The 24,000-nt window shown below is 46.0% G+C and carries 25 protein-coding genes, 1 pseudogene and 1 riboswitch; of the genes and pseudogenes, 20 read left to right on the top strand and 6 right to left on the bottom strand.

The annotated features are described in order from the left end of the window. Entirely contained in the window at positions 1-810 is an 810-nt protein-coding gene (gene nadE, locus AC6EJC_RS22195; RefSeq protein ID WP_444955827.1) for an NAD(+) synthase, read from the top strand. A 212-nt stretch (positions 811-1,022) separates the two neighbouring features. Here nadE and AC6EJC_RS22200 read toward each other — a convergent pair whose 3' ends face one another. Then, positions 1,023-1,850, bottom strand: a complete 828-nt coding sequence (locus AC6EJC_RS22200; protein WP_444955828.1) for an alpha/beta hydrolase family protein — start codon at positions 1,848-1,850, stop codon at positions 1,023-1,025. A gap of 195 nt (positions 1,851-2,045) precedes the next feature. On the opposite strand from AC6EJC_RS22200, the gene acpS reads away from it, so the two are divergent. From acpS to AC6EJC_RS22215, 3 genes and pseudogenes are all read left to right on the top strand, one after another. Further along, positions 2,046-2,450, top strand: a complete 405-nt coding sequence (gene acpS / locus AC6EJC_RS22205; protein ID WP_444955829.1) for a holo-ACP synthase — start codon at positions 2,046-2,048, stop codon at positions 2,448-2,450. A gap of 4 nt (positions 2,451-2,454) precedes the next feature. After that, positions 2,455-3,693, top strand: a complete 1,239-nt coding sequence (mutY, locus tag AC6EJC_RS22210; protein ID WP_444955830.1) for an A/G-specific adenine glycosylase — start codon at positions 2,455-2,457, stop codon at positions 3,691-3,693. 226 nt (positions 3,694-3,919) lie between these two features. Then, positions 3,920-4,012 (top strand): annotated as a pseudogene (locus AC6EJC_RS22215) (AraC family transcriptional regulator); the annotation flags it as partial. A gap of 99 nt (positions 4,013-4,111) precedes the next feature. On the opposite strand, the gene AC6EJC_RS22220 reads toward AC6EJC_RS22215, so the two are convergent. Then, positions 4,112-4,603 carry a DinB family protein gene (locus AC6EJC_RS22220; RefSeq protein ID WP_444955831.1) on the bottom strand — a complete coding sequence of 164 codons (492 nt, stop codon included), beginning with the start codon at positions 4,601-4,603 and terminating at the stop codon, positions 4,112-4,114. 135 nt (positions 4,604-4,738) lie between these two features. After that, positions 4,739-5,353 carry a superoxide dismutase gene (locus AC6EJC_RS22225; protein ID WP_226003260.1) on the bottom strand — a complete coding sequence of 205 codons (615 nt, stop codon included), beginning with the start codon at positions 5,351-5,353 and terminating at the stop codon, positions 4,739-4,741. Positions 5,354-5,874: 521 nt separating this feature from the next. Between AC6EJC_RS22225 and AC6EJC_RS22230 the strand changes: the two genes are divergently transcribed. From AC6EJC_RS22230 to AC6EJC_RS22260, 7 genes are all read left to right on the top strand, one after another. Beyond that, the gene (locus AC6EJC_RS22230) at positions 5,875-6,300 is read left to right on the top strand and encodes a GNAT family N-acetyltransferase (RefSeq protein WP_013369410.1); all 426 of its coding nucleotides are present in this window, start codon (positions 5,875-5,877) and stop codon (positions 6,298-6,300) included. 130 nt (positions 6,301-6,430) lie between these two features. Further along, positions 6,431-7,015, top strand: coding sequence for a signal peptidase I (gene lepB, locus AC6EJC_RS22235; protein WP_444955832.1), 585 nt, complete (start codon positions 6,431-6,433; stop codon positions 7,013-7,015). Between the two features lie 93 nt (positions 7,016-7,108). Continuing rightward, positions 7,109-7,546, top strand: a complete 438-nt coding sequence (gene rnhA, locus AC6EJC_RS22240) for a ribonuclease HI (RefSeq protein WP_023986996.1) — start codon at positions 7,109-7,111, stop codon at positions 7,544-7,546. Positions 7,547-7,641: 95 nt separating this feature from the next. Further along, on the top strand, positions 7,642-9,375 hold the full coding sequence (gene queG, locus AC6EJC_RS22245; RefSeq protein WP_444955833.1) for a tRNA epoxyqueuosine(34) reductase QueG: 1,734 nt from the start codon (positions 7,642-7,644) through the stop codon (positions 9,373-9,375). Between the two features lie 107 nt (positions 9,376-9,482). Then, on the top strand, positions 9,483-9,737 hold the full coding sequence (locus AC6EJC_RS22250) for a YneF family protein (RefSeq protein ID WP_444955834.1): 255 nt from the start codon (positions 9,483-9,485) through the stop codon (positions 9,735-9,737). A 54-nt stretch (positions 9,738-9,791) separates the two neighbouring features. Further along, positions 9,792-10,385 carry a GTP cyclohydrolase I FolE gene (gene folE, locus AC6EJC_RS22255; protein WP_013308743.1) on the top strand — a complete coding sequence of 198 codons (594 nt, stop codon included), beginning with the start codon at positions 9,792-9,794 and terminating at the stop codon, positions 10,383-10,385. Positions 10,386-10,559: 174 nt separating this feature from the next. After that, positions 10,560-11,405 carry a lipoate--protein ligase family protein gene (locus AC6EJC_RS22260; RefSeq protein WP_444955835.1) on the top strand — a complete coding sequence of 282 codons (846 nt, stop codon included), beginning with the start codon at positions 10,560-10,562 and terminating at the stop codon, positions 11,403-11,405. 13 nt (positions 11,406-11,418) lie between these two features. On the opposite strand, the gene AC6EJC_RS22265 is transcribed toward AC6EJC_RS22260, so the two are convergent. After that, complete coding sequence (locus AC6EJC_RS22265) at positions 11,419-12,798, bottom strand: Fe-Mn family superoxide dismutase (protein WP_444955875.1); 1,380 nt, start codon at positions 12,796-12,798, stop codon at positions 11,419-11,421. Positions 12,799-13,053: 255 nt separating this feature from the next. Continuing rightward, positions 13,054-14,091 (bottom strand): alpha/beta hydrolase, encoded by a 1,038-nt coding sequence (locus AC6EJC_RS22270; RefSeq protein WP_444955836.1) that lies wholly within the window; start codon positions 14,089-14,091, stop codon positions 13,054-13,056. A 298-nt stretch (positions 14,092-14,389) separates the two neighbouring features. On the opposite strand from AC6EJC_RS22270, the gene AC6EJC_RS22275 reads away from it, so the two are divergent. Both AC6EJC_RS22275 and thiC read left to right on the top strand, forming a co-directional pair. Beyond that, positions 14,390-15,133: an IclR family transcriptional regulator gene (locus tag AC6EJC_RS22275; protein ID WP_444955837.1), complete on the top strand. Its 744-nt coding sequence runs from the start codon at positions 14,390-14,392 to the stop codon at positions 15,131-15,133. A gap of 151 nt (positions 15,134-15,284) precedes the next feature. Next, positions 15,285-15,397, top strand: a riboswitch (TPP riboswitch). Positions 15,398-15,583: 186 nt separating this feature from the next. Further along, on the top strand, positions 15,584-17,428 hold the full coding sequence (gene thiC, locus AC6EJC_RS22280; RefSeq protein ID WP_444955838.1) for a phosphomethylpyrimidine synthase ThiC: 1,845 nt from the start codon (positions 15,584-15,586) through the stop codon (positions 17,426-17,428). A gap of 124 nt (positions 17,429-17,552) precedes the next feature. On the opposite strand, the gene AC6EJC_RS22285 is transcribed toward thiC, so the two are convergent. Next, positions 17,553-17,705 (bottom strand): hypothetical protein, encoded by a 153-nt coding sequence (locus tag AC6EJC_RS22285; protein WP_010348453.1) that lies wholly within the window; start codon positions 17,703-17,705, stop codon positions 17,553-17,555. 508 nt (positions 17,706-18,213) lie between these two features. Here AC6EJC_RS22285 and AC6EJC_RS22290 point away from each other — a divergent pair. The 7 genes from AC6EJC_RS22290 to AC6EJC_RS22320 all read left to right on the top strand — a co-directional run bounded on the left by AC6EJC_RS22290 (position 18,214) and on the right by AC6EJC_RS22320 (position 23,966). Further along, on the top strand, positions 18,214-19,050 hold the full coding sequence (locus tag AC6EJC_RS22290) for a YitT family protein (protein WP_444955839.1): 837 nt from the start codon (positions 18,214-18,216) through the stop codon (positions 19,048-19,050). Positions 19,051-19,382: 332 nt separating this feature from the next. Next, a complete protein-coding gene (locus tag AC6EJC_RS22295) occupies positions 19,383-20,426 on the top strand; it encodes a radical SAM protein (protein WP_444955840.1) in 1,044 nt (347 codons plus the stop codon). A gap of 14 nt (positions 20,427-20,440) precedes the next feature. After that, on the top strand, positions 20,441-21,160 hold the full coding sequence (locus AC6EJC_RS22300; protein WP_444955841.1) for a hypothetical protein: 720 nt from the start codon (positions 20,441-20,443) through the stop codon (positions 21,158-21,160). 223 nt (positions 21,161-21,383) lie between these two features. Beyond that, positions 21,384-21,647: an ArsR/SmtB family transcription factor gene (locus AC6EJC_RS22305; protein ID WP_444955842.1), complete on the top strand. Its 264-nt coding sequence runs from the start codon at positions 21,384-21,386 to the stop codon at positions 21,645-21,647. Positions 21,648-21,663: 16 nt separating this feature from the next. Continuing rightward, positions 21,664-22,296 carry an SdpI family protein gene (locus tag AC6EJC_RS22310; RefSeq protein WP_444955843.1) on the top strand — a complete coding sequence of 211 codons (633 nt, stop codon included), beginning with the start codon at positions 21,664-21,666 and terminating at the stop codon, positions 22,294-22,296. Between the two features lie 21 nt (positions 22,297-22,317). Then, the gene (locus tag AC6EJC_RS22315; protein ID WP_444955844.1) at positions 22,318-23,052 is read left to right on the top strand and encodes an ABC transporter transmembrane domain-containing protein; all 735 of its coding nucleotides are present in this window, start codon (positions 22,318-22,320) and stop codon (positions 23,050-23,052) included. Then, on the top strand, positions 22,965-23,966 hold the full coding sequence (locus AC6EJC_RS22320) for an ABC transporter ATP-binding protein (RefSeq protein ID WP_444955845.1): 1,002 nt from the start codon (positions 22,965-22,967) through the stop codon (positions 23,964-23,966). The genes AC6EJC_RS22315 and AC6EJC_RS22320 overlap by 88 nt, the downstream gene beginning before the upstream one ends. The last annotated feature ends 34 nt before the right edge of the window (positions 23,967-24,000 follow it).

A 24,000-nucleotide genomic window follows, 5' to 3' on the forward strand; every position in this document is an offset into this window, starting at 1 on the left:
ATGAGTTTGCAGGAACAGATTATTGCTGAATTGGGAGTACAGCCTACGATTAACGTAGAGGCGGAGGTCCGTAAGCGTGTGGATTTCCTCAAGTCGTATGTAACGAAAACGGGAAGCAAAGGGCTGTTGATCGCCATCAGTGGCGGAATTGACAGTGCCGTAGCAGCCGCTTTGTGCAAGCAGGCTACAGATGAGCTGACGCAGGAGCAAGGGGAAGAATATAAAACGCTGGGTGTATTCCAACCATACGGTCAACAAGAAGATATCGAGCATAGCTACGCGGTTGCCAAAGCGTTCGACCTGAAATATGCCGGGGAAACGAATATTAAGGAAGCCGTGGACAAGGTTGCCGTGGAAGTGGAGCATACGTTAAAGGATATCGGTCTTGAGCGTTCCATTACTCCGCAAGTGAGAGGGAATGTAAAGGCAAGAACACGTATGGTGGTCCAGTACGCGCTTGCGAATGAGCTGAATCTGCTCGTCGTCGGTACAGATCATGCTTCAGAAGCCATCACAGGCTTTTATACCAAATGGGGCGATGGTGCGGTCGATATTACGCCGCTTAGCACGCTGAACAAACGTCAGGTGCGTTTGCTGGCCAGCTATCTTGGAGTTCCGCAGGCCATTTTGGACAAAGCGCCTACAGCAGGATTGTGGGAAGGCCAGACGGATGAAAAAGAACTGGGAATCTCCTACGAAGCAAACAGCGACTACCTGGAAGGTAAGGAAATTGACCCGGCGGCACGCGAAAAGCTGGAAAGCTTCTTCACACGTACAGCACATAAGCGGACAAGCATCCCAGGAGTTTAAGCATTAATCATTATGGAATTGTAAAATGCTCAAGTGAGGATTTTGCAAAAATCCAATAAGCGATTTTCAATAAACAATATATAGATCGAAATGGTCTAGTTCGTCTATATATTGCACTTGGAGCGACTGGAATCGAATTTTGCAAAATCCTGAAGTAAATAAATGCGGCGATCCGCCCGGCGGATCGCCGTTTGTATTGAAGGAGCTATAGTCTAAGTGGTGATCCACTCAATGAAGCGGCGGGTTTCGGTAATCGCCTGATCCAGTGGAAGACTGCCTCCCTGGAATGGATGAACGGTATTGAAGGTATGATTGCCGCCTTGAATTTGTACCCACTCAATGTCGGGACGAACGGATGTGAGCAAGGCAGAGCCTTCCCGTAGACGTTTGGAGTCTTCGGTTCCCTGGATAAGTACGGCTGGGAGCTGGCTGTTGGCAAGCCTGTCTACAATGGCAAAACGCTGGCGATTTTGCTCCAGGTCGTCCAGAATGACAGCATCCAGCGGAAGCTGTTGCCCGGTTCTGGCGTTTTGCACATAGCTGCGCCCCTTAGCGCGCATTTCTTCTTTTTGAGGTAAAGTAAACAAGTCCAAATCTGTCACGCCATTCCAAGAAATGACACCAGCAATCTCGCCGGGATGATCCAGAGCGTATACGAAGCAGCTTCCCGCGCCTCGGCTATGTCCTAACAGAAACAACGGCAATTCTCTGAATTCGTGGCGTGCTCTCAGATTGGATAGCAATAGTTCCAAATCCTCTTGTTCGCGGCTATAGGTGTTGCGTGCGAACTTTTCCAGCTCGGTAAAATTCTCCAGATCCTCACCTATGCCATTATGTGAAAAGTTGAAGGTCACAACATGGTTATCCATACTCAATGCTTCTGCTATATAGGGGAACATGCCCCAATCCTTAAATCCTTTGTAGCCATGAGCGATGATGAGCAGGCTTTTGGCTGTATTTTTAGCGGGAAACCAGGAAGCCCGGATCACCGCATCTGTTCCTGCTTTGGTACCTGCTTCAACAACAATGGTTTCTGACATCCTATCCTTCCTTTCTACGGGGATTTTTTAAATGGGCATATCAGCTGAATTTCAAACATCACCTATAGCTTTTCTTATAGCCTTTCTTATTTTAACATATTTTGGTGCTGCTTTTACGCCTTTGTGACTCGCCATGGTGTGGACGCACTGTTACAATAGATCCAGTAAAGTAATAAAAGGACGGGGAATACCCAAATGATCTACGGAATTGGACATGATGTGTTGGAAATAAGCCGTATGGCTGATATTTTGGCAGGTAAATATGCAGATGCTTTTTTGAATCGGGTGTTGACCCCGGCAGAACGTGAGCTTGCTGTGGAACGCAAGGGTAGGCTAACTGAGTTCGTAGCAGGGCGCTTTGCCGCAAAGGAAGCGATAACGAAAGCCTTCGGGTGCGGAATTGGGCAGATTATAGGATTCGGTGATATGGATATTTTACCGGAACCTGGGGGGAAGCCAGCCGTTTATTTGTCTTCGTCCGCGTGGGATAGACTGAGATTGCCATCTACAGGCGAGTCGAATTACAGCATTCACCTGAGTATTACACATCAGCCTAACATTGCCTCTGCTTTTGTGATTGTCGAATATAAGGAGACGTGATGTGATGACTACAAATACATTGGAACAAAAGCGTTATTTCAGCTTTGAACTGTTGAATTGGTATACACGAAACAAACGTGATTTGCCGTGGCGCCGCCATCGGAATCCTTTTTATATCTGGATCTCGGAAATTATGCTTCAGCAGACGCGTGTGGATACGGTCATTCCGTATTTTAATCGCTTTATTGCACGTTTTCCTACAATTGAAGCGCTGGCGGAAGCACCCGAGGAGGATGTGCTTAAGCTGTGGGAAGGGCTGGGTTATTATTCGCGGGCCCGGAATTTGCAAACTGCGGCAAAACAAGTAGTTGAGCTTCACGGTGGGCAGGTGCCGGATGATACACAAGCTGTCGCTGCACTGAAAGGAGTAGGCCCGTATACGACGGGGGCGATTATGAGTATCGCCTTCAATCGACCAGAGCCTGCTGTGGACGGGAATGTGATGCGTGTGCTATCGCGTTATTTTCTCATTGAAGAGGATATTATGAAGGGCAGCACGCGGGCGCATATGGAAAGTCTGGTACGGGAGCTGATTCCCGAAGGAAGGGCCTCCGATTTTAATCAGGCTCTGATGGAGCTGGGGGCGCTGGTCTGCACGCCGAAGTCGCCTCATTGTCTGACCTGCCCGGTCATGGAGCATTGCTCGGGCAGGTTGGCAGGTCGCGAGGAGACGCTGCCAGTCAAGACCAAGGCGAAGCCGCCTCGGCTGGAGCCACGTTCTGTCGCCCTCATTGAGGGCAGCGGCGCGAACGCCGGCCGCCTGCTCGTACGGCAGCGCCCGGCCAAGGGCCTGTTGGCCCGCATGTGGGAGCTGCCGCACGAGCTTGCCGGGCCGGAGGGCTACAACGGCCCAGTGCCAGATGAGCCAGCCATGGATCACCTGGCGGCTCATCTGCTAGCAGAGGGCGTGCATGCGCGCCCGGTGCGGTTTGTACGTGAGGCGGAGCACACGTTCAGCCACATTCACTGGAACCTGCGTGTGTTCCAGTGTGAAGAGGTCGCCGTCCCTGCCGGGGAGGCGGGCGGACAACCGCTGGCTGCCGAGCAGCGGGCAAGCTACAGCACCGGAGCGAAGCCGGGGGCGTTGATTGCACTGGCAGAGCATGCGGAGCACAGGCGCAATGCGCTGCCAGCGGGGTACCGCTGGATCAGCGAGAAGGATATGGCCACCTTGGCGTTCCCCAAGGTGTTCCTCGATCTGATCACCGAGTATTATGCGAAGCAAAAAGGGACCTTGGTGTAGGTCCCCGAAAGCTGCTGGGAGAAGTCCCAGCAGCTTTTTGGTTCTTTTTTCGTTCAACCTGACATCTCATAAAAATAACGATACGTAAAGGCGATGCCTATTCATCATTCGTTGTTAAGAGTTAACTCCACTTGACTATATTACGAATCAAAAGATGCAGCTCGCCAAACAATGGCTCCACCACAGAAACGTAACGGAGGTCGCTTTTGATTTGAATTAGGAGAGCGTTTCCTACTTTATTCGTCTATTTAAAAAGGAATATGGCATTACGCCTAAGCAGTATCAGATGAGTGTGCAGCGGCAAGCAGTTCTTACCTAATGCGAAACATATCAAAAAGAAAAAGGGGCCGTCCTCAGCAGTTAAAACTACTGAGGACGGCCCTGTGTTCACATGAATATACATTTACGCTGTTTAAATCTAATCGACGCCACAATCACTCTCAATCAGTCCTTTGCCGATTACATTAGCCGAAACCGGAGGCTTACCGAGCTCACGGGACCATATGGACAATTGCCCAATATGGTGGATTTGGTGGGCAATGACATGGCGCATCACCTCGCCCCAGGCATCAATCACAATCCTGCCGTCCGGGAGGTGATCTTCAAACCTTTTTCGTTCCAGACCTTCATGCCAGGAGAGCACGAACGGCTCGACATCGATTCGAAACTTCGCATCCAGTTCGCGGACTTTGTCCAGCGTATCATACCGAGAGAAGTCCTCCTGAAAGTCGGGTTTGCCCTGAATCGTTTGAACCCAGCTCCATTCCACATCAACGATATGAAAGAGCGTCTTCAGAATGCCGCCAACCCCGCCGACCCGTTCTTTAAGCAGTTCCTCCTGCGGCACCTCTTCACACCAGCGGTACCATTGTTCCCGAATCATCCAGTTGTAACGAAAAAAAGTCTGCATCCATGAACCTCCAGAGATTGTATTTAAGAAACATCTCCACCAGTTTACCATGGAATGCCAAAAGGGCTGTCTCATTCGTAGAAAATCTACTTTTGAGACAGCCCTTTATTATAGGATAGAGATGTTGTTACTGGCTTATTTCTTCGCAGCCGCGTAACGTTTGTTTACTTCATCCCAGTTGATAACATTGTAGAATGCTGCAATGTAGTCTGGGCGTTTGTTTTGATATTTCAGGTAGTAAGCATGCTCCCAAACGTCCAGTCCAAGTACCGGAGTCAGACCTTCGAACAGTGGGCTATCCTGGTTTGGAGTGCTAGTGATCGCCAGTTTGCCGTCTTTGCCGACAACCAGCCAAGCCCAGCCGCTACCAAAACGTGTTGTAGCTGCTTTAGTGAAGTCTTCTTTAAATTTGTCGTAGCCACCCAGCTCGTTGCTGATTGCTTCAGCAATAGCACCTGTCGGTTGTCCGCCGCCGTTAGGACCGATAACTTCCCAGAACAGGCTGTGGTTGTGATGTCCACCACCGTTATTGCGAACCGCAGTGCGGATGCTTTCAGGTACGCTGTCCAGATTGGAGATCAGATCCTCCAGGCTTTTGCTTTGCAGTTCAGGAGCGCTCTCCAGAGCTGCATTTAAGTTCGTTACGTATGTGTTATGGTGACGATCATGGTGAATTTCTACTGTCAGTGCATCAATGTGCGGTTCCAGTGCGTCTTTTGCGTAAGGAAGTTCTGGTAATTGAAATGCCATAGTAAAATCCCTCCTGGTTATATGGTTGGGTAAGTGTTCCTATGTAATAATACCCTCGATAGTTATATTAAACCGCATTCAGCCTATTTTATCAACATTTTTGTTTGTAAAATAGCAAACTGGGAAATACGGCCTGGTAGCTAGCATGTCCAAAAACCCGATTGGAATACACAATACATAGGTAATAAGAGGCAAATATGAGCTCCTGAAATGTAAACGCTTCATATACAGCGCTTACATGAGAAAAAGGGATGTATTCCGTCTAAAAGTATGGTTTAATGGTCAAGGAAGCAGAAATTTCGGCTTTTTTGTCGTCTGCTATATTCTGTCATGTCTATGACATGACGAACTTGAGGGCACACACCCTTTTCCTGTTCTTCATTTCATATATAGCAGATCGTATGCATTTTTATCATAATGCCTAGTGATTAACACCATGATAAGAACTTTAAGGATTTATGTAAAAATGACGGTGCTGTCTCAATTTTTTTATTATGCTTACGAAAAGGGAGATATTACTTATGCACGTTCGTTCCTTTCAATTAAGTGATGTGAATTCAGTAACGGAACTCATGCAAATTGCCTTGTCAGAGGAGTGCTACAAAGAGACGGTGGGTGCTTTTGCCCGTCAGCTTTCGTGGGATTCCGGTTTGATCGTCGTTGCAGAAGAAGAGGGAGAGATCGTTGGTGCCCTGATCGGCACGATTGATCAGAATCATGGTTGTTATTATCGTATTGCTATTCACCCGGATCATCGTCGGATGGGAATCGGCAAATCGCTTGTAGAGTCCATGGAGCAGCGTTTTCAGCAACGTAAAGTTAGCCGTATTTGGGTAGCAGGGGACAAGCATAACAGCGCGGCCATGCCTTTGTACGAAGCGATGGGTTACGGAGCAAGCCAGATTTTACAGGCTTTTCAGAAGCTGAGTATCTTGGCGCCACATTAATCGGCAATCGATATAAAGAGAATTGAATATCACTAAGTATAATATTTACATTTAGAGCATATCTGAGTAACCGTTGCAATCGGGTACGGGATATGCTTTTCTATTTATAACAGGGTTGAGGAGGTTAATTATGGACGCTTTGACTCCTTCGTCAGGCCCGCTTCCTTCTCCGGAAACGTCCAAACAAGCAGGTCGCTGGGGTTACATACGCGATTGGTTAATCACTCTTTTGATCGCGATGGTCGTCTTGCTGCTTCTGAACCTGTTCGTGTTTAATTTGTCCACGGTTAGAGGACATTCGATGCAGCCGACGCTAATGGAAAGCCAGCATTTGTTCGTTAACAAGCTGGTTTATAATTTTCATGATCCGGGCAGGGGGGACATTGTGATTTTAAAAGATCCCGATTCCAAGCTATCCAGCCCAAGATTTTTAGTGAAAAGAGTAATAGGTATTCCCGGAGATGTAATCCGGGTTGAGCATAATCATTTGTATGTGAACGGTAAGCTGCTAAATGAACCTTACACCAACTCGGACGTGGAGGATGGTGATTACGGTCCTTTTACGGTGGAGCCGGAGCACTTTTTTGTCATGGGAGATAACCGCCATACTGCTGCAAGCAAGGATAGCCGCTATTTTGGCAGCATTAAATCTCAAGATTTACTGGGGCGTGCAGAGTTTATATTTTGGCCGATATCTGAATGGAAGTGGCTATAGAGCAACTATAGTCTGAAATCAATGCGGAACACGTGCGAACCGATCAGGACCATGACGGATCAGGCGGTTACCGATCAGGAAAGGAAGAGAAATATGAAAGAAGTGATGGTATATACCGATGGCGCTTGCTCGGGAAACCCGGGGCCTGGGGGCTGGGGGATCGTTTTGCTGTATGGAGAGCATCGTAAGGAGCTGTCAGGTGCCGAGAAAATGACGACAAACAATCGAATGGAGATCAAGTCTGTGATTGAAGCACTGAAGCTGCTCAAGGAGCCTTGCCATGTGAAAGTACACAGTGACTCTGCCTATGTCGTCAATTGCTTCAAACAGGGCTGGATTAAAAATTGGCTTCGTAATGGCTGGCGCAACAGTAAAAATCAGCCAGTGGAGAACAAGGAACTATGGGAAGAACTGTGGGAACTGATGGGTAAGCATGAAGTTGAATATGTGAAGGTTAAAGGGCACAGTGACAATGAACTGAATAATCGCTGTGATTTTCTGGCGACCAGTGCTGTTAAAAATTTACGGTAGCATCTGCTGCTATTTTCTGTTGAAATTTGAGATATGAGAATTTTGCAAATCCTCATATCTGTAATGATAAAAAGTGGAAGAGAGGTGAGTATCGGATGCAACGCGGACTGACTCGGGCGGCTGCCGGAACCGCTTCGACTTGGGCTTCGCTCAAGCAGGAAATTATTGAGGCGGCTCCAGGGCTGGGTATCGACTCCATCGGGTTCGCATCCGCCGACCCCTTTCTGTCTCTGAAAGCTATATTGGAAGAGCATCGGGCTAAAGGCTATGAATCTGGTTTTGAGGAGCCGGATATTGATAAGCGGATCTACCCGGAGCTGTATGGCTCACAGCCAGCATCTTTGATTGCCATTGCGGTGGCGTATCCTTCCAAAATGAAGGACCCGCCGAAGTCGGACAAGGGCAAGTACCGTGGTATTTTGGCGCGTTCAGCCTGGGGGAAAGATTATCATCTGGTACTGCGCGAAGCGATGGAAAAGCTTGAGGCTTTTATCAGTGAGCGAGTGCCTGATGCAATGTTGAAAAACATGGTGGATACCGGGGAACTGTCGGATCGAGCTGTTGCGGAACGCGCAGGCATTGGCTTTAGTGGCAAAAATACGATGATGATTTCACCGACGCTGGGATCCTGGATTTATCTAGGTGAGCTGTTGACGAACATTCCTTTTCAGCCAGATGAACCGGTAACGGATGGTTGCGGGGAGTGCACCAAATGTTTGGACGCGTGTCCTACGGGCGCGCTTGTGGGTCCGGGGCAGCTGAATGCCCAGCGGTGTGTGTCCTTTTTGACGCAAACCAAGGGCTTTCTGGATGAGGAGTTTATGCTGAAAATAGGGAATCGGCTGTATGGATGTGATACGTGCCAAATCGTATGTCCCAAAAATCGAGGCCTTAACTGGGATCATCATCCGGAGCTTACACCCGATCCCGAAATTGTGAAGCCGTTGCTGCTGCCGTTACTGGATTTGAGCAATCGTGAATTCAAAGACCGATTTGGTCAAAGTGCGGCGGCTTGGCGGGGGAAGAAGCCGATTCAACGCAATGCGGTCATTGGACTCGGCAATTTCAAGGATATCAGCGCGGTGCCCAAATTAACGGAGGTTTTATTGGATGATCCGCGTCCTGAGCTTAGAGGCACGGCGGCGTGGGCTTTGAGTCGAATAGGAGGGGAAAACGCTATGACAGCGATCAAGCAAGCATCAGAGAAGGAACAACATGAGCAAGTACGCGAAATGATCGCACAAGCGCATTCCAAACTGGAGGAACAAAAGCAGGCAGAACAGCAAAAGGATTCTGAATTAATGATCGAGGACTCGCAGGGTCCAACTACGATTTATTATGATGAAATGGAGACACCTGTGGGCACTTTGACGCTGTGCGCTACAGATCGGGGGCTGTGCCGAATAGACTATGGCGTTTTTCATGCGAGGGAAGCACTGCTTCAGCAATGGGCCCGGACATGGATTGGGGAATATGTCTATGTGCAGGAACCTGACAAACTGCGCGAAGCCGCAGATCAACTGCGTGAATATTTTGCGGGAGAACGACGGGAATTTAGTATAGCCTATGATTTGAGAGGGACTCCTTTTCAAGAACAGGTATGGCGTGCACTGCAAAATATTCCGTACGGGCAAAGTGTGTCCTACAAAGATATTGCGGAATCGATCGGCCGAGCAAAGGCGGTACGTGCTGTTGGGGAAGCAAATAATAAAAATCCGTTACCCATCCTGTTTCCATGTCATCGGGTATCGGGTGAAAACGGAAGTTTGGTCGGTTATGCTGGAGGCTTGCCAGTCAAGATGAAGCTGCTGGATTTGGAGAAAGAATGAGGACATATGTTTGCAAAATGTGATTTGCTAGCTGTCCCATGTTTTGCTATGATAGGTTCGTGTGTAATTCAAGATGTTTCATATAAATATACAGAGGTGACGACTTCGTGGTGTGGAATATTGTCATTCCGATCATTACCCTGATTGTTGGTTTGGTCGGGGGATTTTTCATCGGTGCTTATTATCTTCGCAAACAGCTTGAAAAGATGCAAAACGACCCTGAAACGCTGCAAAAAATGGCCAAACAGATGGGTTACAACCTGAATGGGAAACAAATGCAAAAAGCCCAGCAGATGATGAAGAACCAACAGTTCTCCAAAAATCAGCCTGGTCCGCGTAAAAATCAGGGCCGTCGGAAATAATGAGCAACGTGAGCACGGATACCGCATGAGGTTGCTGCATAGAGGAGGATTACTGTGGCTGGCGTAAAAGATTATATTAACCGCAAAGCTGCGGATAACCGGGATAAAATCGAGTACCATGTGGAGCAGATTTTACAACTGATCGGTGAGGACCCCAAGCGTGAAGGGTTGTTGGAAACACCGGCACGCGTAGCGCGCATGTATGAGGAAATATTTGCGGGTTATGAGGTTGATCCTCGGGATGCTCTGGGTGTGACATTTGACGAGAATCACGAGGAGCTTGTGATTGTGAAGGATATCGTCTATTACAGTCAGTGTGAGCACCATATGGCTCCTTTCTTCGGAAAAGTGCATATCGGCTATGTCCCCAGCGGCAAAATTGTAGGACTGAGCAAGCTTGCCCGTCTGGTGGAGGCGGTGACCCGCCGATTGCAGGTACAGGAGCGTATTACATCGCAGATCGCTGATATTTTAAATGAAGCGGTCTCCGCTCACGGGGTTATGGTGGTCGTGGAAGGCGAACACTTGTGCATGTGTGCAAGAGGTGTCAAAAAGCCTGGTAGCAAAACGGTAACATCTGCGGTACGCGGTACGTTTCGCGATGATGCTGCGCAACGCGCAGAGTTCCTGTCGCTGCTCAAGGATTGATCGAACATCGCGTGACGGTTATGTGATGAACAAAAAAGGGTGGTTTACGCATAGGCGTAGCCACCTTTTTTTGTTAACATCAGGATAGGTGGACGGTGGAGAAAGCAGCATAGCTGCCCTAAAAATTACGATTAACCTATGGATAACAGTTATTTTTAAGATAGGGGATAACGTATGGATAATGTACATAAATCAACAGAAAAAATTACAGCTTTGCCTGAGTTGCAATGGTTTGAAGCGCCACTCGCGACCACTCAGGAGGACGTTTTGTCTCCGCTGGCCTGGGAGGAGCTGGCCTGTCGGCAAGTAGGGAAAGGTGCTGCGCCCATTTTGCATCTATGGCGGCATCCGTCAGCGCTTGTGATTGGTCACCGGGATCGCAGGCTACCCTATGCCCCACAGGCGATGGAGCGAGTGCGCAGCGCGGGAACGTCGGTATGCGTGCGCCCATCGGGCGGAGCAGCCGTCATGTTGGACAGGGGGGTACTGAACCTGTCCCTGATCCTGCCGAATCCGCAGCGGGCCATCAGCCTGCATGAGGATTTTCGGCTCATGGCGGGGCTGATTGCCGATGCATTGGCCCCGTGGTCTGCCGAGGCGCAGACCGGAGAAATCACCGGGTCTTTCTGTCCCGGTGATTACGATGTCAGCGTCCGGGGCCGCAAGTTTTGCGGCATTGCACAGCGACGTCAAGCCAAGGCGTATATCATCACAGCCTTCGTGATGATTGAGGGCAATGGTGCAGAGCGTGCACAGGCGGTGCAGCAGTTTTATACGGAGGCAGCCGGAGATACGCCGGCGGGCGTGCAGCAGTCGGATTACCCCCGGGTGAATCCGACAACGATGGGTAGCCTGGCAGAGCTGGCTGGAGTGCCGTCTGTCGAGGCGTACACGGCATCTCTGCGCCGTGTCGTCGAGAACCGGGCTGCCATTTTGCCTGCCGATGGCTGGCTGGTACAGCCAGAAGGATTGACCGAGCAAATGGCAGCACTCAGAGAGCGATATGATTTGCAGGTGTAGTTTTATCTTTAGCTTAGAATGGCTGCCATCTCAGTTTAGAGGCTTGGGTATAGCGTTCTTCGACCTCTGGCCAGTTGACGACATGCCACCAGTCTTCGATATATTTGTTGCGTTCGGCCTGATGCTTTAAGTAATATGCGTGTTCCCACACATCAATCGCCAGCAGCGGAATGGACTCCCACTGAGTCAGATTCTGGTGCTTTTCGGCCTGCAAAATTTCAAGCCGTCCCGCGCGCGGACTCCACACCAGGATCGCCCAGCCGCCGCCCTCAACCTTCTCGGCCGCCGAACTGAAATGCTTTTTGAATGCATCGTAGCTGCCAAAATCCTTTTTAATCTGTTCAGCCAGCGGCCCACTTGGGTTTCCACCGCCTTGAGGACTCATGATCGTCCAAAAAAGAGTATGCAGATAATGACCTGCACCGTTAAATGCCAGTTCTCGTTCCCAATGCTTTACGAGGTCAAAATCACCTGTTTTTCGGGCTTCTTCCAGCTTCTTTTCCGCTTTATTCAGGTCATTCACATAGCTCAAATGATGCTTGTTATGGTGAATACGCATCGTTTTTTCATCAATGTACGGTTCAAGTGCATTATAGGGGTAAGGGAGTGGCGGTAGCCGATGTCCACCAATAGGAACAGGGCGGCCGGGTGAGGTTTTTTCCGTTGCCGAAGGTTGCGTCTGGCCGGACTGGACGCCCTTAGTCGCCCATGTACCTTCTCCCCTTATGCCCGCCTGCCGCTCTCGCAACGCTTCCTCCGGGTAATCCTCACCCTCTGCCGCTACATGATACAACCTAGCGGCCCGCGCGATGGAGCCGGGCTCTTGGAAGGGGGTAGTCGAGATCAGGAAATATTGGCTTTCATGCGCCGCATGTAATACAACTCCGGCGGATTTTGGCTGCTGACGCAACGCATGACTGTGCTCGGTCAGCAGACTGAGCTGCCGTACATACTCCTGTGACTGACGGTTTGCGGTTTGCAGCAAATCGTCCAATCGACGATTTAATTCTTGTGAGGCCGGCTGCGAGTTCAAGGCTGACTCTGACAATAGTATCTCTCCAGATGATGATGCATCTGATCCCCTTGTATGTTCTGATTGTTCTGCTAGCTGGTGTGTATGTGCTTGTGGAGCACCCGACTTTTGTTTCCATTGATGATGCCATGCCTGATCTGCCGGATCGAGTGCGCTCCGTTGCTCCTCAAGCAACTCTATGGCGGTGCGTTCCGTCTGTTCGAATATAGTTCGCCAATCATCCAGCAACTGCACATATGCAGGCTCCAGCCCCTCAGTAGCGGACTTAATCACTTCCACATGCCAACTTTCCTGCTGCTTCCAATGCCGAATTTCCTCCAGCACACGTAAGGGCAGGAAAGACCCATAAGTACTCAGCATCATTTTTACCTCCCGTCCCACTATGGCTACCCGGTGGATCTAGCAGATCTGCCCCGGATGCATACGTACCCAGTATATTCGCTGTCTCATCGGATATATGTCTATAAACTCCTTCAATCAGGTCATAACTGTTACGCAGAACAATGAATACCCACGGGAAACAAAAAAGAAGCCTGGCTACGGCACGGGTTAAGTGTCCATAGGCAGGCTTCTTCAAGACGAAGAATAGAATACAGCTTTTCAAAAATAAATTCCTTACTTCGTAGTCGTTTGTTTATGGGCATCAGCGATGGTTTTCTTGTCCTCCAGCTCCTGCACACTGCTTAGAAACGTCGATACCCGCCGCAAATACTCACGGGGGTGCTCTCTGAAAATAAGCTCATGTATCCCGTTTTTGACAATCCATACACTGGAAAGCGGGTTGGTCTGATTGGCAGCGAGCTTTTCCGCAATGGGATAAGGAGCCTTTTCATCCTGTGTACCATGCACAAACATGATCGGGAACGGATAGTTCTCCTTTTTAACCTCCTGATATGGAATCTGATGCAAGCTGGTGCCGTTCAAGACCGGAAACAGCAACTCCAGAATTTCCAAAGAAGGATGTCGTGGCAGATTAATTTGATTGTGAATGTTATGGTACAGCGTATCCGGTTCCAGCAGGAAGGTGCTGTCCAAAATCATCGCGTCCACATCCTTGGTTTGCAAGCCCGCCTGAAGAGCGGTGCCTGCCCCCATGGAGAAGCCCCATACGATAATTTCCGACGAGCCGCGTTGCTTCGCAAGCTGGATCGCCCCGAGAAGCTGCTGGGATTCCGCCTTACCTCCGGTTGCGACTGCTTTGCTGTTTTGTGACGCGAATCCGTAATCAAACATGACCACATTAAAGTTCAAACGGTGGGCATAATGCGCCAGATCATACATTGGAATCCAGCTTTCTTCGCGGTTAGCCCCGTAACCATGACTGAAAATAATCGTTTTCCGCGATTGATCCGCCGGGATATACCAGCCTTGTACCATGCGACTACCATCCTTGGCAGGGAAGCTGACTTCCTCATAAGGCATGCTTTTGGCCTGCATCGGATTAGAGTACAACGGTGCGACGGTGGGATTCGTAAGCACCCATGCGATGTAAGCATGCAGGGCAATAAAACAAAACAACAGAAAAAAGACGACCGACAGCAGCAGAGCAATCACAACGTGCTTGAACCGCAGCAGACGGGGATTAAAGAGTGGGGTGGACGGCTCCTGAACAGCGGTCTGTAGCTGAGAGTTGCGCTGGGATGTCGAAATCATGTAAGAGCCTCCTTATATAAAATTGATCTTCGTTTCATAGAATTTAGGTATAATTCCACTTGAAAATGGTAGTGTATATCCATATAGATACCTATTATCGTATGATGGGTATTATCCAAAGTCAACGCCCGAACCGGAAAAGTAAAAATGATGCAAAGAATTGTCGATGTTTGTTCTCGTTCTGTAATATGGTTGTCACAAAAACATCGGTTTACAGTAGCCGCGACTATTCTATATAATTTATGTAACCATGTTTCATAGTGTGAAACGAATATGGATACAAGAGGAGCGGTTCACGATGGAAGACCGTAAATTAACCGTTCGCGCTGTAGAGCGTGCACTTGATATACTGCTGTGTTTTACCGCAGATTCGGATCTTGGCCTGACGGAGATTGCCTCCAGAATTAGTCTACATAAAAGCACTGTTCATCGGCTGCTGACTACGTTGGAGGATCGGGGCTTTGTCGTTCGAAATGCTGAAACGGAAAAATATCGGCTTGGCTTCCGCATATGGGAGCTTTCCACACATCTGTCCCAAAGCGACGAGCCGGCGGTGTTGTTACAGCCTGCAATGGAAGGACTACGTGATCGTCTGGGCGAGACGGTCAGCTTGTACTTACGGGACGGCAGTATGCGTATTCGCATACAAGCCGTGCAGAGCAATCAGGCGATCCGCAGGGTTGCGCCTGTGGGTGCGCGTATGCCGCTGGCTGTGGGGGCCTCCAGCAAGGTGCTGGCGGCCTTTATGCCGCCGCAGGAGCTGGAAGCCCTGCTAAGCGGGGATGAATGGCCGCCCTCGGTAGACCCCGAGGTCTATAAAGCCCAGTTACAGGACATTCGCGAGAAGGGCTATGCGACCAGCTATGAAGAACGGGAGCCAGGAGCTGCTGCTGTGGCCGCGCCTATTGTGAACCGGAAGGGACAGGTCGCTGCGGCTTTATCTGTATCCGGTCCGGTCAGCCGACTTGCGCCGGAGACGCTTCATGATTTTGCTCCGATTTTGATCGAAGCGGCGAAGGAAATGGGGCTTATGCTTCCGTAACAGGAATGAATAAAGTTGAAGCAATCAGAGTGATTTGGAGCGCCTCCTTGGTAAAAGGGAGCATAGAAGGGTTGCCAAAGCAATAAATTTAAAGTAGTCTGATAAGGATGGCGGGATGACTGTTATAGCCGCCTCATGTGAATAGAAGTATCACAGTTACTGGGGGAGCCTGTAATGCCGGGCTGAGATGGAATCGTGCAAGATTCCGGACCCTTTGCACCTGATCTGGATCATACCAGCGTAGGGAAGTAATCGGCCATTGAAATGTATACGCAGCTGCTGTCTACGGTAGCGCATTGGAATATGATTATTCCACGTGCGCACTGTCTGGATAGCTGCCTCGTTAGATTAGCCGGTTCCCTGGGGAACCGGCTTTTTTGCATAGATCAGCCACCCTCAGAATGGTTTCCGGATCGGTGTGTCATTTCAACGAAACGGGAGGAATGGACAATGAAACCGACAGAAACAGAAGGAACAAAAGGAACAGAAGTAAAATCAGCAGAAGTAAGGTTGACAGGAACAAGGGAAGTAGAAGCAGAGAAGACAAACGCGGAGCAAGCCGGTGGGGTAAAGCCCTTTCCGGGGAGCCGCAAGGTATATATTCAAGGTTCACGGCCGGACATTGCCGTGCCAGAGCGTGAAATCGCGCTGCACCCCACGCATACGCCGCAGGGTACGGAGCATCATGAGCCATTGCGAGTGTACGATACGAGCGGTCCGATGACTGATGAAAACTATCAGGTCGATATCCGTCAGGGCTTGCCTCCATTACGGCGAGCTTGGGCACTGGAACGGGGCGATGTGGAGGCTTACGAGGGACGCGCCGTCAAGCCGGAGGATAATGGACTAAAGCCCGGCTCCAAACGGGAGACGGTTGAATTTCCTGGCGTGACCAACCGTCCGCTTCGTGCTTCGCAGGGGCGCACGGTGACGCAAATGCATTATGCGCGGCAAGGGATCATTACACCCGAAATGGAATTTGCGGCTATCCGCGAAGGGGTAGAGCCCGAGTTTGTACGGCAGGAGTTGGCGGCTGGACGAGCCATTTTGCCTTCGAATATCAATCATCCGGAAAGTGAGCCGATGGTGATTGGACGTCATTTTCACGTGAAGATCAATGCGAACATTGGTAATTCTGCGGTTACGTCCTCCATCGAGGAGGAAGTGGAGAAAATGACCTGGGCTGTGCGCTGGGGCTCGGATACGGTTATGGACCTGTCCACGGGCCGCAATATCCATACGACGCGCGAATGGATCATCCGGAATTCCCCGGTGCCGATTGGAACTGTACCGCTGTATCAGGCACTTGAAAAGGTGAACGGTGAAGCAGAGGCACTGACGTGGGAGTTGTATCGCGATACGCTGATTGAGCAGGCGGAGCAGGGCGTAGACTATTTTACGATTCATGCGGGCGTGTTGCTGCGGTATATTCCGATGACGGCGAGCAGAATGACGGGAATTGTGTCCCGGGGCGGGTCGATCATGGCAGCCTGGTGCCTTGCGCACCATCAGGAAAACTTTTTGTATACGCATTTTGATGAAATTTGCGAAATTATGAAAGCCTATGATGTGGCCTTTTCTCTCGGGGATGGACTGCGTCCGGGTAGTATTTATGATGCGAATGATGAAGCACAGTTTGCAGAGCTGGAAACGTTGGGCGAGCTAACGCAAATCGCATGGAAGCATGATGTCCAGGTCATGATTGAAGGGCCGGGACATGTCCCTATGCACAAAATCAAGGAGAATGTGGACTTACAAATGGAGATTTGTAAGGAAGCTCCTTTTTATACCTTGGGACCGCTCACGACGGATATTGCGCCCGGATATGATCATATTACCTCAGCCATCGGGGCGGCGATGATCGGTTGGTTCGGGACGTCTATGCTGTGCTATGTTACGCCGAAGGAGCATTTGGGTCTGCCGAACAAGGATGATGTCCGCGAGGGTGTCATTACCTACAAAATTGCGGCACATGCTGCCGACTTGGCGAAGGGGCATCCACGGGCGCAGCAGCGGGATGATGCTTTGTCCAAGGCACGCTTTGAGTTCCGCTGGCGCGACCAATTCAATCTCTCGCTCGACCCTGAGCGAGCTTTGTCCTACCATGATGAAACGCTACCGGCAGAGGGCGCCAAGGAAGCACACTTTTGCTCGATGTGCGGCCCCAAGTTTTGCAGTATGCGGATCACGCAGGACATTCGCGCCTATGCGGCGGATAAGGGGCTGAACACCGAAGAGGCGGTAGCCGCCGGGATGCGTGAGAAAGCAGAGCAGTATCGGGATGGCGGGCAGTAAAATGAACGTATGAGTTTAGGAACGTATGAATAACAAAAAGCCGTGGTTCTCTACAGACGATGTAGGAAGCCACGGCTTTTTAGCTTATGTAAAGAGAGATCATACAGCCGGATAAACGGCTACTTTATTTTTTACCCATTTTCTCATTCAAAATGTCCTGAAAGCTGAGCTTTTTCTCCGAGCTATCTTCTTTCTTCTGCATACTCACCGCGTTGGCACGTTGGTATTGGTGGTGAAAGGGCATCAGGGTGTGTACAGTTAAGTTCATTGTATTCATGTGGATCATTCCTCCAATTCCATATTGTCAAATTCAGATTGAGTTGCTTAGAACGTCTGTATAGGACTATTTGTATGTACTTGATGTCGTAATATCAGGTAGCTTGCATGGTAATGTTTCAACCATTATAACCACGTTTTTGCAAAGTAAAACGCTTTTTACATAAAACAGGAAGATGGTCATATGTGTCCAAAATACGGATTAGGTGTATGGTCATTCTGAGGGAGAATGTGCCTAGGTTCAAAACAAGGGCCAGAGGCCCGTTTTCTTAGTTTAGTAGTCGGGATTGTGTTTTTTTGTCGAATAACCTTGTATAAGGAGGATTTTGCGAAATCCTGAAGTCAGGATTAAGGCAGTCTGGTGGCGAATTAAAGTGTCAAAGTTGTATTGACTTTATGTTTGGTAGTAGATACCATGAACTGGTTGTCAGCGTATTTTGGCAACCAAAGTCAGCCAATCCATCTGGCGATTCATCCTTTGAAATGTTTGAGAAAGGACCATGACATATATGAAAAAAAGAATTGCAGACATTGCATTTATTATTCTGGGTGCGTTTTTTTTCGCGCTAGCTGTTAATCTGTTTGTGATCCCGAATGAGTTTGGCGAGGGGGGCGTTACAGGGGTTACGATCATTTTGTACTATCTGTTTCAGTGGTCTCCTTCGATCGTCAACCTGGTGATCAATGGCTTGCTGCTGATTGTCGGATATAAATTTTTGGACAAGAGAACGACCCTGTACACCGTGATTGCGGTCGCTTTTAACTCGTTGTTTTTACATTTAACGGCCAACTGGCGGATTGATTCGCATGAGCCGACGATTAATGCCGTATTTGCCGGGGTTTTGGTGGGTATCGGAATTGGTTTGATCGTGCGGGTGGGCGGGACAACGGCGGGAACGGTCATTTTAGCCCGGATCGCCAACAAATATCTGGATTGGAATATCAGCTATGCCTTGCTGTTTTTTGATCTGATTGTCGCATTCTCTTCCTATTTTATTATTGGGCCGGAAAAATTGATGCTGACCATCGTTATTTTGTACGTCGGTACGAAGGTGATGGACTTCATGATCGAAGGACTGAACCCGAAAAAAGCGGTCATGATCATTTCGGAGCATCAAAACAAAATTGCGGAGATGGTTATTACGCAAATGGACCGTGGAGTTACCGTCCTGTCAGGCCACGGATATTACACTAAAAATCCAAAAGAAGTTTTGTATATCGTCATTAGTAAACAAGAGGTGTCGGCGCTTAAAAAGATTGTGAAAGCCATCGACACAGCAGCGTTTATCACGATTCATGACGTGCGGGACGTGTTTGGAGAGGGTTTTCTGGATATTTCGAAGTAACTCGCGTGCGAAAGTAAGGTTATAGGAGAACACAGTTGGAAGCCGGTCCTGAGAGGATCGGCTTTTTTGCTGTTGTGATGTTTATTTCAATAATCGAATTAGTAGGTAATAATTTCTTATCGGAACATAAGCAAATCCATTATTTGTAAAAAAATATTGTGAATGTGACTTTGATCTCTTATTTTTTTTGAAAAATATGTATTATGATCAGACAATAATATATATTTTATGGAAATATATTCATTTTAATTCTTTTATTTTACATTTTCGTTGAGATAGTTGTCTTAATTTATCGGAATTTTAAATATGAAAGGAAACAGGAGGCCTTACTTATGAGCTTGATTGCACCGAATACGTTAACTGTTCTAGGAACCTATAAGTGTACTGCTGCTTGTAAAGAGTGTTGTTTCGAATGTGGGCCACATTTAAATCAAAGAGTTCCATTGGAAGATATTATTGCATTTATCAAGGAAGGAAAAGAAACTTTTGAAACTTTAAGAGGAGTAGTTTTTTCAGGTGGAGAATGTTTTCTGCTAGGTAATGATTTGGTTGAGGCCGTCAAGTGTGCAAGTTCTTTGGGACTTAATACAAGGTGTGTTAGTAATGGATATTGGGCTAGCACCACTCAGGCTGCCAAGAGAAGAATAGAGCCTCTTAGGAATGCAGGATTAAAGGAACTGAATTTTTCTACTGGCAACGACCATCAGGAGTTTGTTCCTTTTGATAATATTGTGAATGGTGCCATACAAGCTGCTAGGTTTGGTATTAAGGTCATTATTGTGGTAGAAGGATTTGAAAATTCAACTTTTAAATATGAAGATGCCGTCAATCATCCAGAACTCAAAGATTTCATGAGTCGTGATCAGCACAGATATAACATTCGAATTATTAACAATGTATGGGTTCCCTTTTTCAAAGAGAGAGAAATCGTTCCGCTTGATATAGCTAAGAGAAATTACAAATCAATGGATTCTTTTGAAGGGTGCGATAATATCCTAACTAATTTGGCACTAACTCCAAATATGCAACTTGCAAGTTGTTGTGGCATAACGATGGAGCACATTAGAGAAATGAAAATTGGAGAATTTAAATCTGAAAGTTTAGAAGAACTCTATAATAAACAGTTTGAGGATTTTCTAAAATTATGGATATGGGTAGACGGTCCGGAACGAATATACCATTTTGCAACTACAAAAGCACCAACATTAAGATTTGATGCGACTATAACTCATAACTGTCAAGCCTGTGCTGTAATTTACGGGAATGAATCTGTTAAGGAGGTGATTTTCAAATATTGGAGTGAGATAAAAGATGAAGTGTTATTCAGGTATTATGTAAAGCGAAAGTATTACCTACAAGCAGTAAAAATATCCTAGAGGGAGAAATGAGAATGAAAAGTGAAAAAACAAGACTATACCAAAAGCCTTTAAGCGGATTAAATGTTACAGTTGCACAACAGGGAAACATGGATTTTAAGCTAAATTTCACCGATTTACAACAGCCCACAAAATTAGAAGAATGTATAGAATCTATTATGAGTTCGCAACAGTCACTCATGAAGTTTTTCAAAAATCCTAAGGCATATTTCAAAAAAATCAGCATAGGATATATTGATATTGACCGAGATAGAAATGACATTAGGAAGTTGCTCATATCTGCGGAACCTGAAATTGGTGAGTCAATACTTAACCGTAATGCTGTTAAATTTGTGGAGGTACTGAAAAAAAACAGAATGCTTTCTGATAAATTCATAATTAAGGCAGATGCAGATGCTGAGCCTCAAGCACTTGCTGCTGCTGTAGCTGTAACTCCAGCAATTGTTTATACTTCGTTGGGAGTAATAGCACAAGTAGGTTTAGCAGTAACTGCTGCTGCTGCTATTGGATTGGCTATAGTCACTTCAGTAAAGGTGTATGGGGCTGCATCCCAAAAATTTCAGTCTTTAAATTTTTCAAAAGAAACTCCTTCAGTGCTAGCAATGGCAGAGCTATTAGCAGATTCTGAATTTGCGGCAAAGGTGGACGGGGTTCTAATAGATCAGTTTAATGTTGAATTAAATGAACTATTTCCTGGATTGCAACAAAAACTAGCTATTAATCCAATTATGTAACAAGTTCAATATTTTGGTTTATTACAGTTTAATGTATTACAAAGAAATTAATTAAGGGGTGTGGATAAAAATGTTTATTACTAGTGAGTCTTTGCTTAATGTCCAACCCCTTAGTTACATTAAAGTGTCATGAACCTAAATATTTACTTATTTATAGTAATACCATATTTCTAGAAATACAGTTTTTAATTTAGTTAAGAAAAAATAATTAGAGGTGGGGGTTATGCAGGATATATTCAAAGCAATGGCTGATCCAACACGAAGAGAAATTATTTCTATCCTTATTCAGCAAGACCTTACAGTAAAGGAGGTTAATCAGAGAATAAATATTCCTGACTCTACGTTAAGTCATCATTTGGAGATATTATATCGGAGCGGGTTGGTATCAAAAAGAAGAGCTGGAACCTTTATCTTCTACTCTGCAAGCTTATCTGTACTTGAAGAATTTATAGCATTTATCTCAATAAAATTTACAAAAACCAATTAAGGAATGAGGAATATTTATGGTGAATAATTACAATTTAAAAGAAGAGTTTAAAAAGCCATGGATTCATGTCTCTGTTTTCTTTATTATACTGCATATCATTAATTTTTTTATTTTTTCTCCTTCATTTCCTTCAACTACATATCGTATACCTTTTCTGTATATACCTTTAGGAGTTATGATTATTACTTTTTTAATTGTAACGTTATACCCAAGATACTCAAAAAATAGAGAGCAATTTTCTGAAAATAATTTAATTCCTTATCGAAAGGTTTGTTCAAGTGTATTTGTTGCAGTGGATATAATATATTTTATTCTTATGCTTATACATTCAGAAAAATTGGTTTTTAATATTTTAAATATTGTTTTATTATTTTCGTCGGTTTCACATTTGACAGTAGGTTCCACATTCACAAAATTGACACCTAACCGTCTAATTGGTCTGAAGTTTCCATGGCTACTTTCAAATGAAACCGCGTGGAAAAAGACACATCGTATCTCTGCTTATATTTGGATAGCTTTTGGCTTATTAGGTATAGCTATAGGATTAGGGCTGCAAGTTAATGTATATATGGTGCTTGCTTCTTTTTTACCTACAATTATCAGCTTGATTATTTCTCTTGTCATTAGTAGTAAACATAAAAAACAATGAATGACAGGAGGGCAGAGACTTATGTCATATATGAGGAAATATATATATAAAAGAAAATTTCAGCTACTACAAGTCGTTTTTTTATTGTTTCTTTCAGTGTTACTTTCTACACCTGGACCTTACTATATAAAGATTATAATGGATAAGGTTTTAATAGAGAAAAGAATTGATGTTTTATTTCCACTTATTTTTTTCATCATTTGTGTTGCAATCTTGCAGGTATTATTGTCTATTACGCAGAGCTACTTTTCTTCTATTTTTATCCAAAAAATGATGATTGATATGCGTGAAGACCTTTATAGACATATTTATAGGTTGGAATATACGATGTTTACCCGAATACCAAGGGGGGAGTATTTAACCAGAATAACAAATGATATCGAGGTTGTAGGACAAACATGTACAAGTGTTGTATTAAATGTTATAATAAACAGCTTGACCATAGTAATATATATCGGGGTAGCAATGTATCTGAACTGGAAATTAACATTAATAGGAATTATAACGATTCCCTTTTTTGTTATGACTATACAACTTCTTAGTCGGAAACTTCACAGATTAAGTATGCAGCTTCAAGAGAATAAGTCTGCAATTCTAACCAGTTTGGATGAGGATTTTGCAGGTATGAAGCATATTAAGCTAAAACAAGGTTTTAAGAAAGATATGGTTTGTATTCATTACACATTAAAAATTATGCAAAGATTTTTATTAAAGTCACGGTATGGTCAAATTTTTTTACCTGTCTATCTTCTTTGATCGCATTACTGGGGCCACTATCTATTTTAATTGCAGGTACATATTTAGTTCATCAAGGTAAAATAACGATTGGCAGTTTGCTTGCCTTCTATGGCTATATAGGTGCTCTTTATCAACCTGTAAGTCAAATTTCTTCAATATTACCTCAACTGCAGGTTATGAAAGCTTCACTTGTTCGGATTAAAGAAGTATTGTTATGGCCTACAAGAGAATATTCGGATGTAGAAGAAGTTTTACCCGATAAGGAGCCGATTGTTTTTAATAATGTAAACTTAGTTACTCAGGAAGGTGTCCCTTTGCTAGATGGCATATCTTTTAAAATAGAAATAGGGGAAACGATCCGCTTGAACGGGGCCAGCGGGGCTGGTAAAACAACAATACTAAATTTGTTGCTCGGTATTCTGAAACCGACAAAGGGGAAAATTTTATATGGTAATCTTGATTTAAGTACTTTTTCAACGGAACAGATTGCTAAACGCTTTGCGTTTGTGTCGCAGGACTTTTTTTTGTTTAATGGCACAATAATGGAAAATATTATATTCGGTCTGGTGAATGTGGATACAGAGAAAGTGTATGAGGTGTGTATAAGCTGTGGCCTGCATAATGAGATTATGGCTCTCTCCTCACAGTACGATACTCTTGTTGGCCCTCATGGAATTTCGTTAAGTGGGGGACAAACTCAACGTTTAATGATAGTACGTGCTTTGTTACAGCATCCAAGTGTCCTTATATTGGACGAAGCTACTTCAGAATTAGACTTGAAGAATGAAAGTCTTATTTTTCATAACTTACATCAGAATTATCCTGATACAATCATTATAGTAGTAACTCACAAAGTTAACCATGAAATGAAGATATCTGCGGAGTTTAATTTGGAAAACAGGAAAATTTCGCATATGAGCTCTACATTGTAAATCTTAGTTGCTGAAATTATTAGTTAGAATCACG

The organism is Paenibacillus sp. TY11, assembly GCF_059772165.1.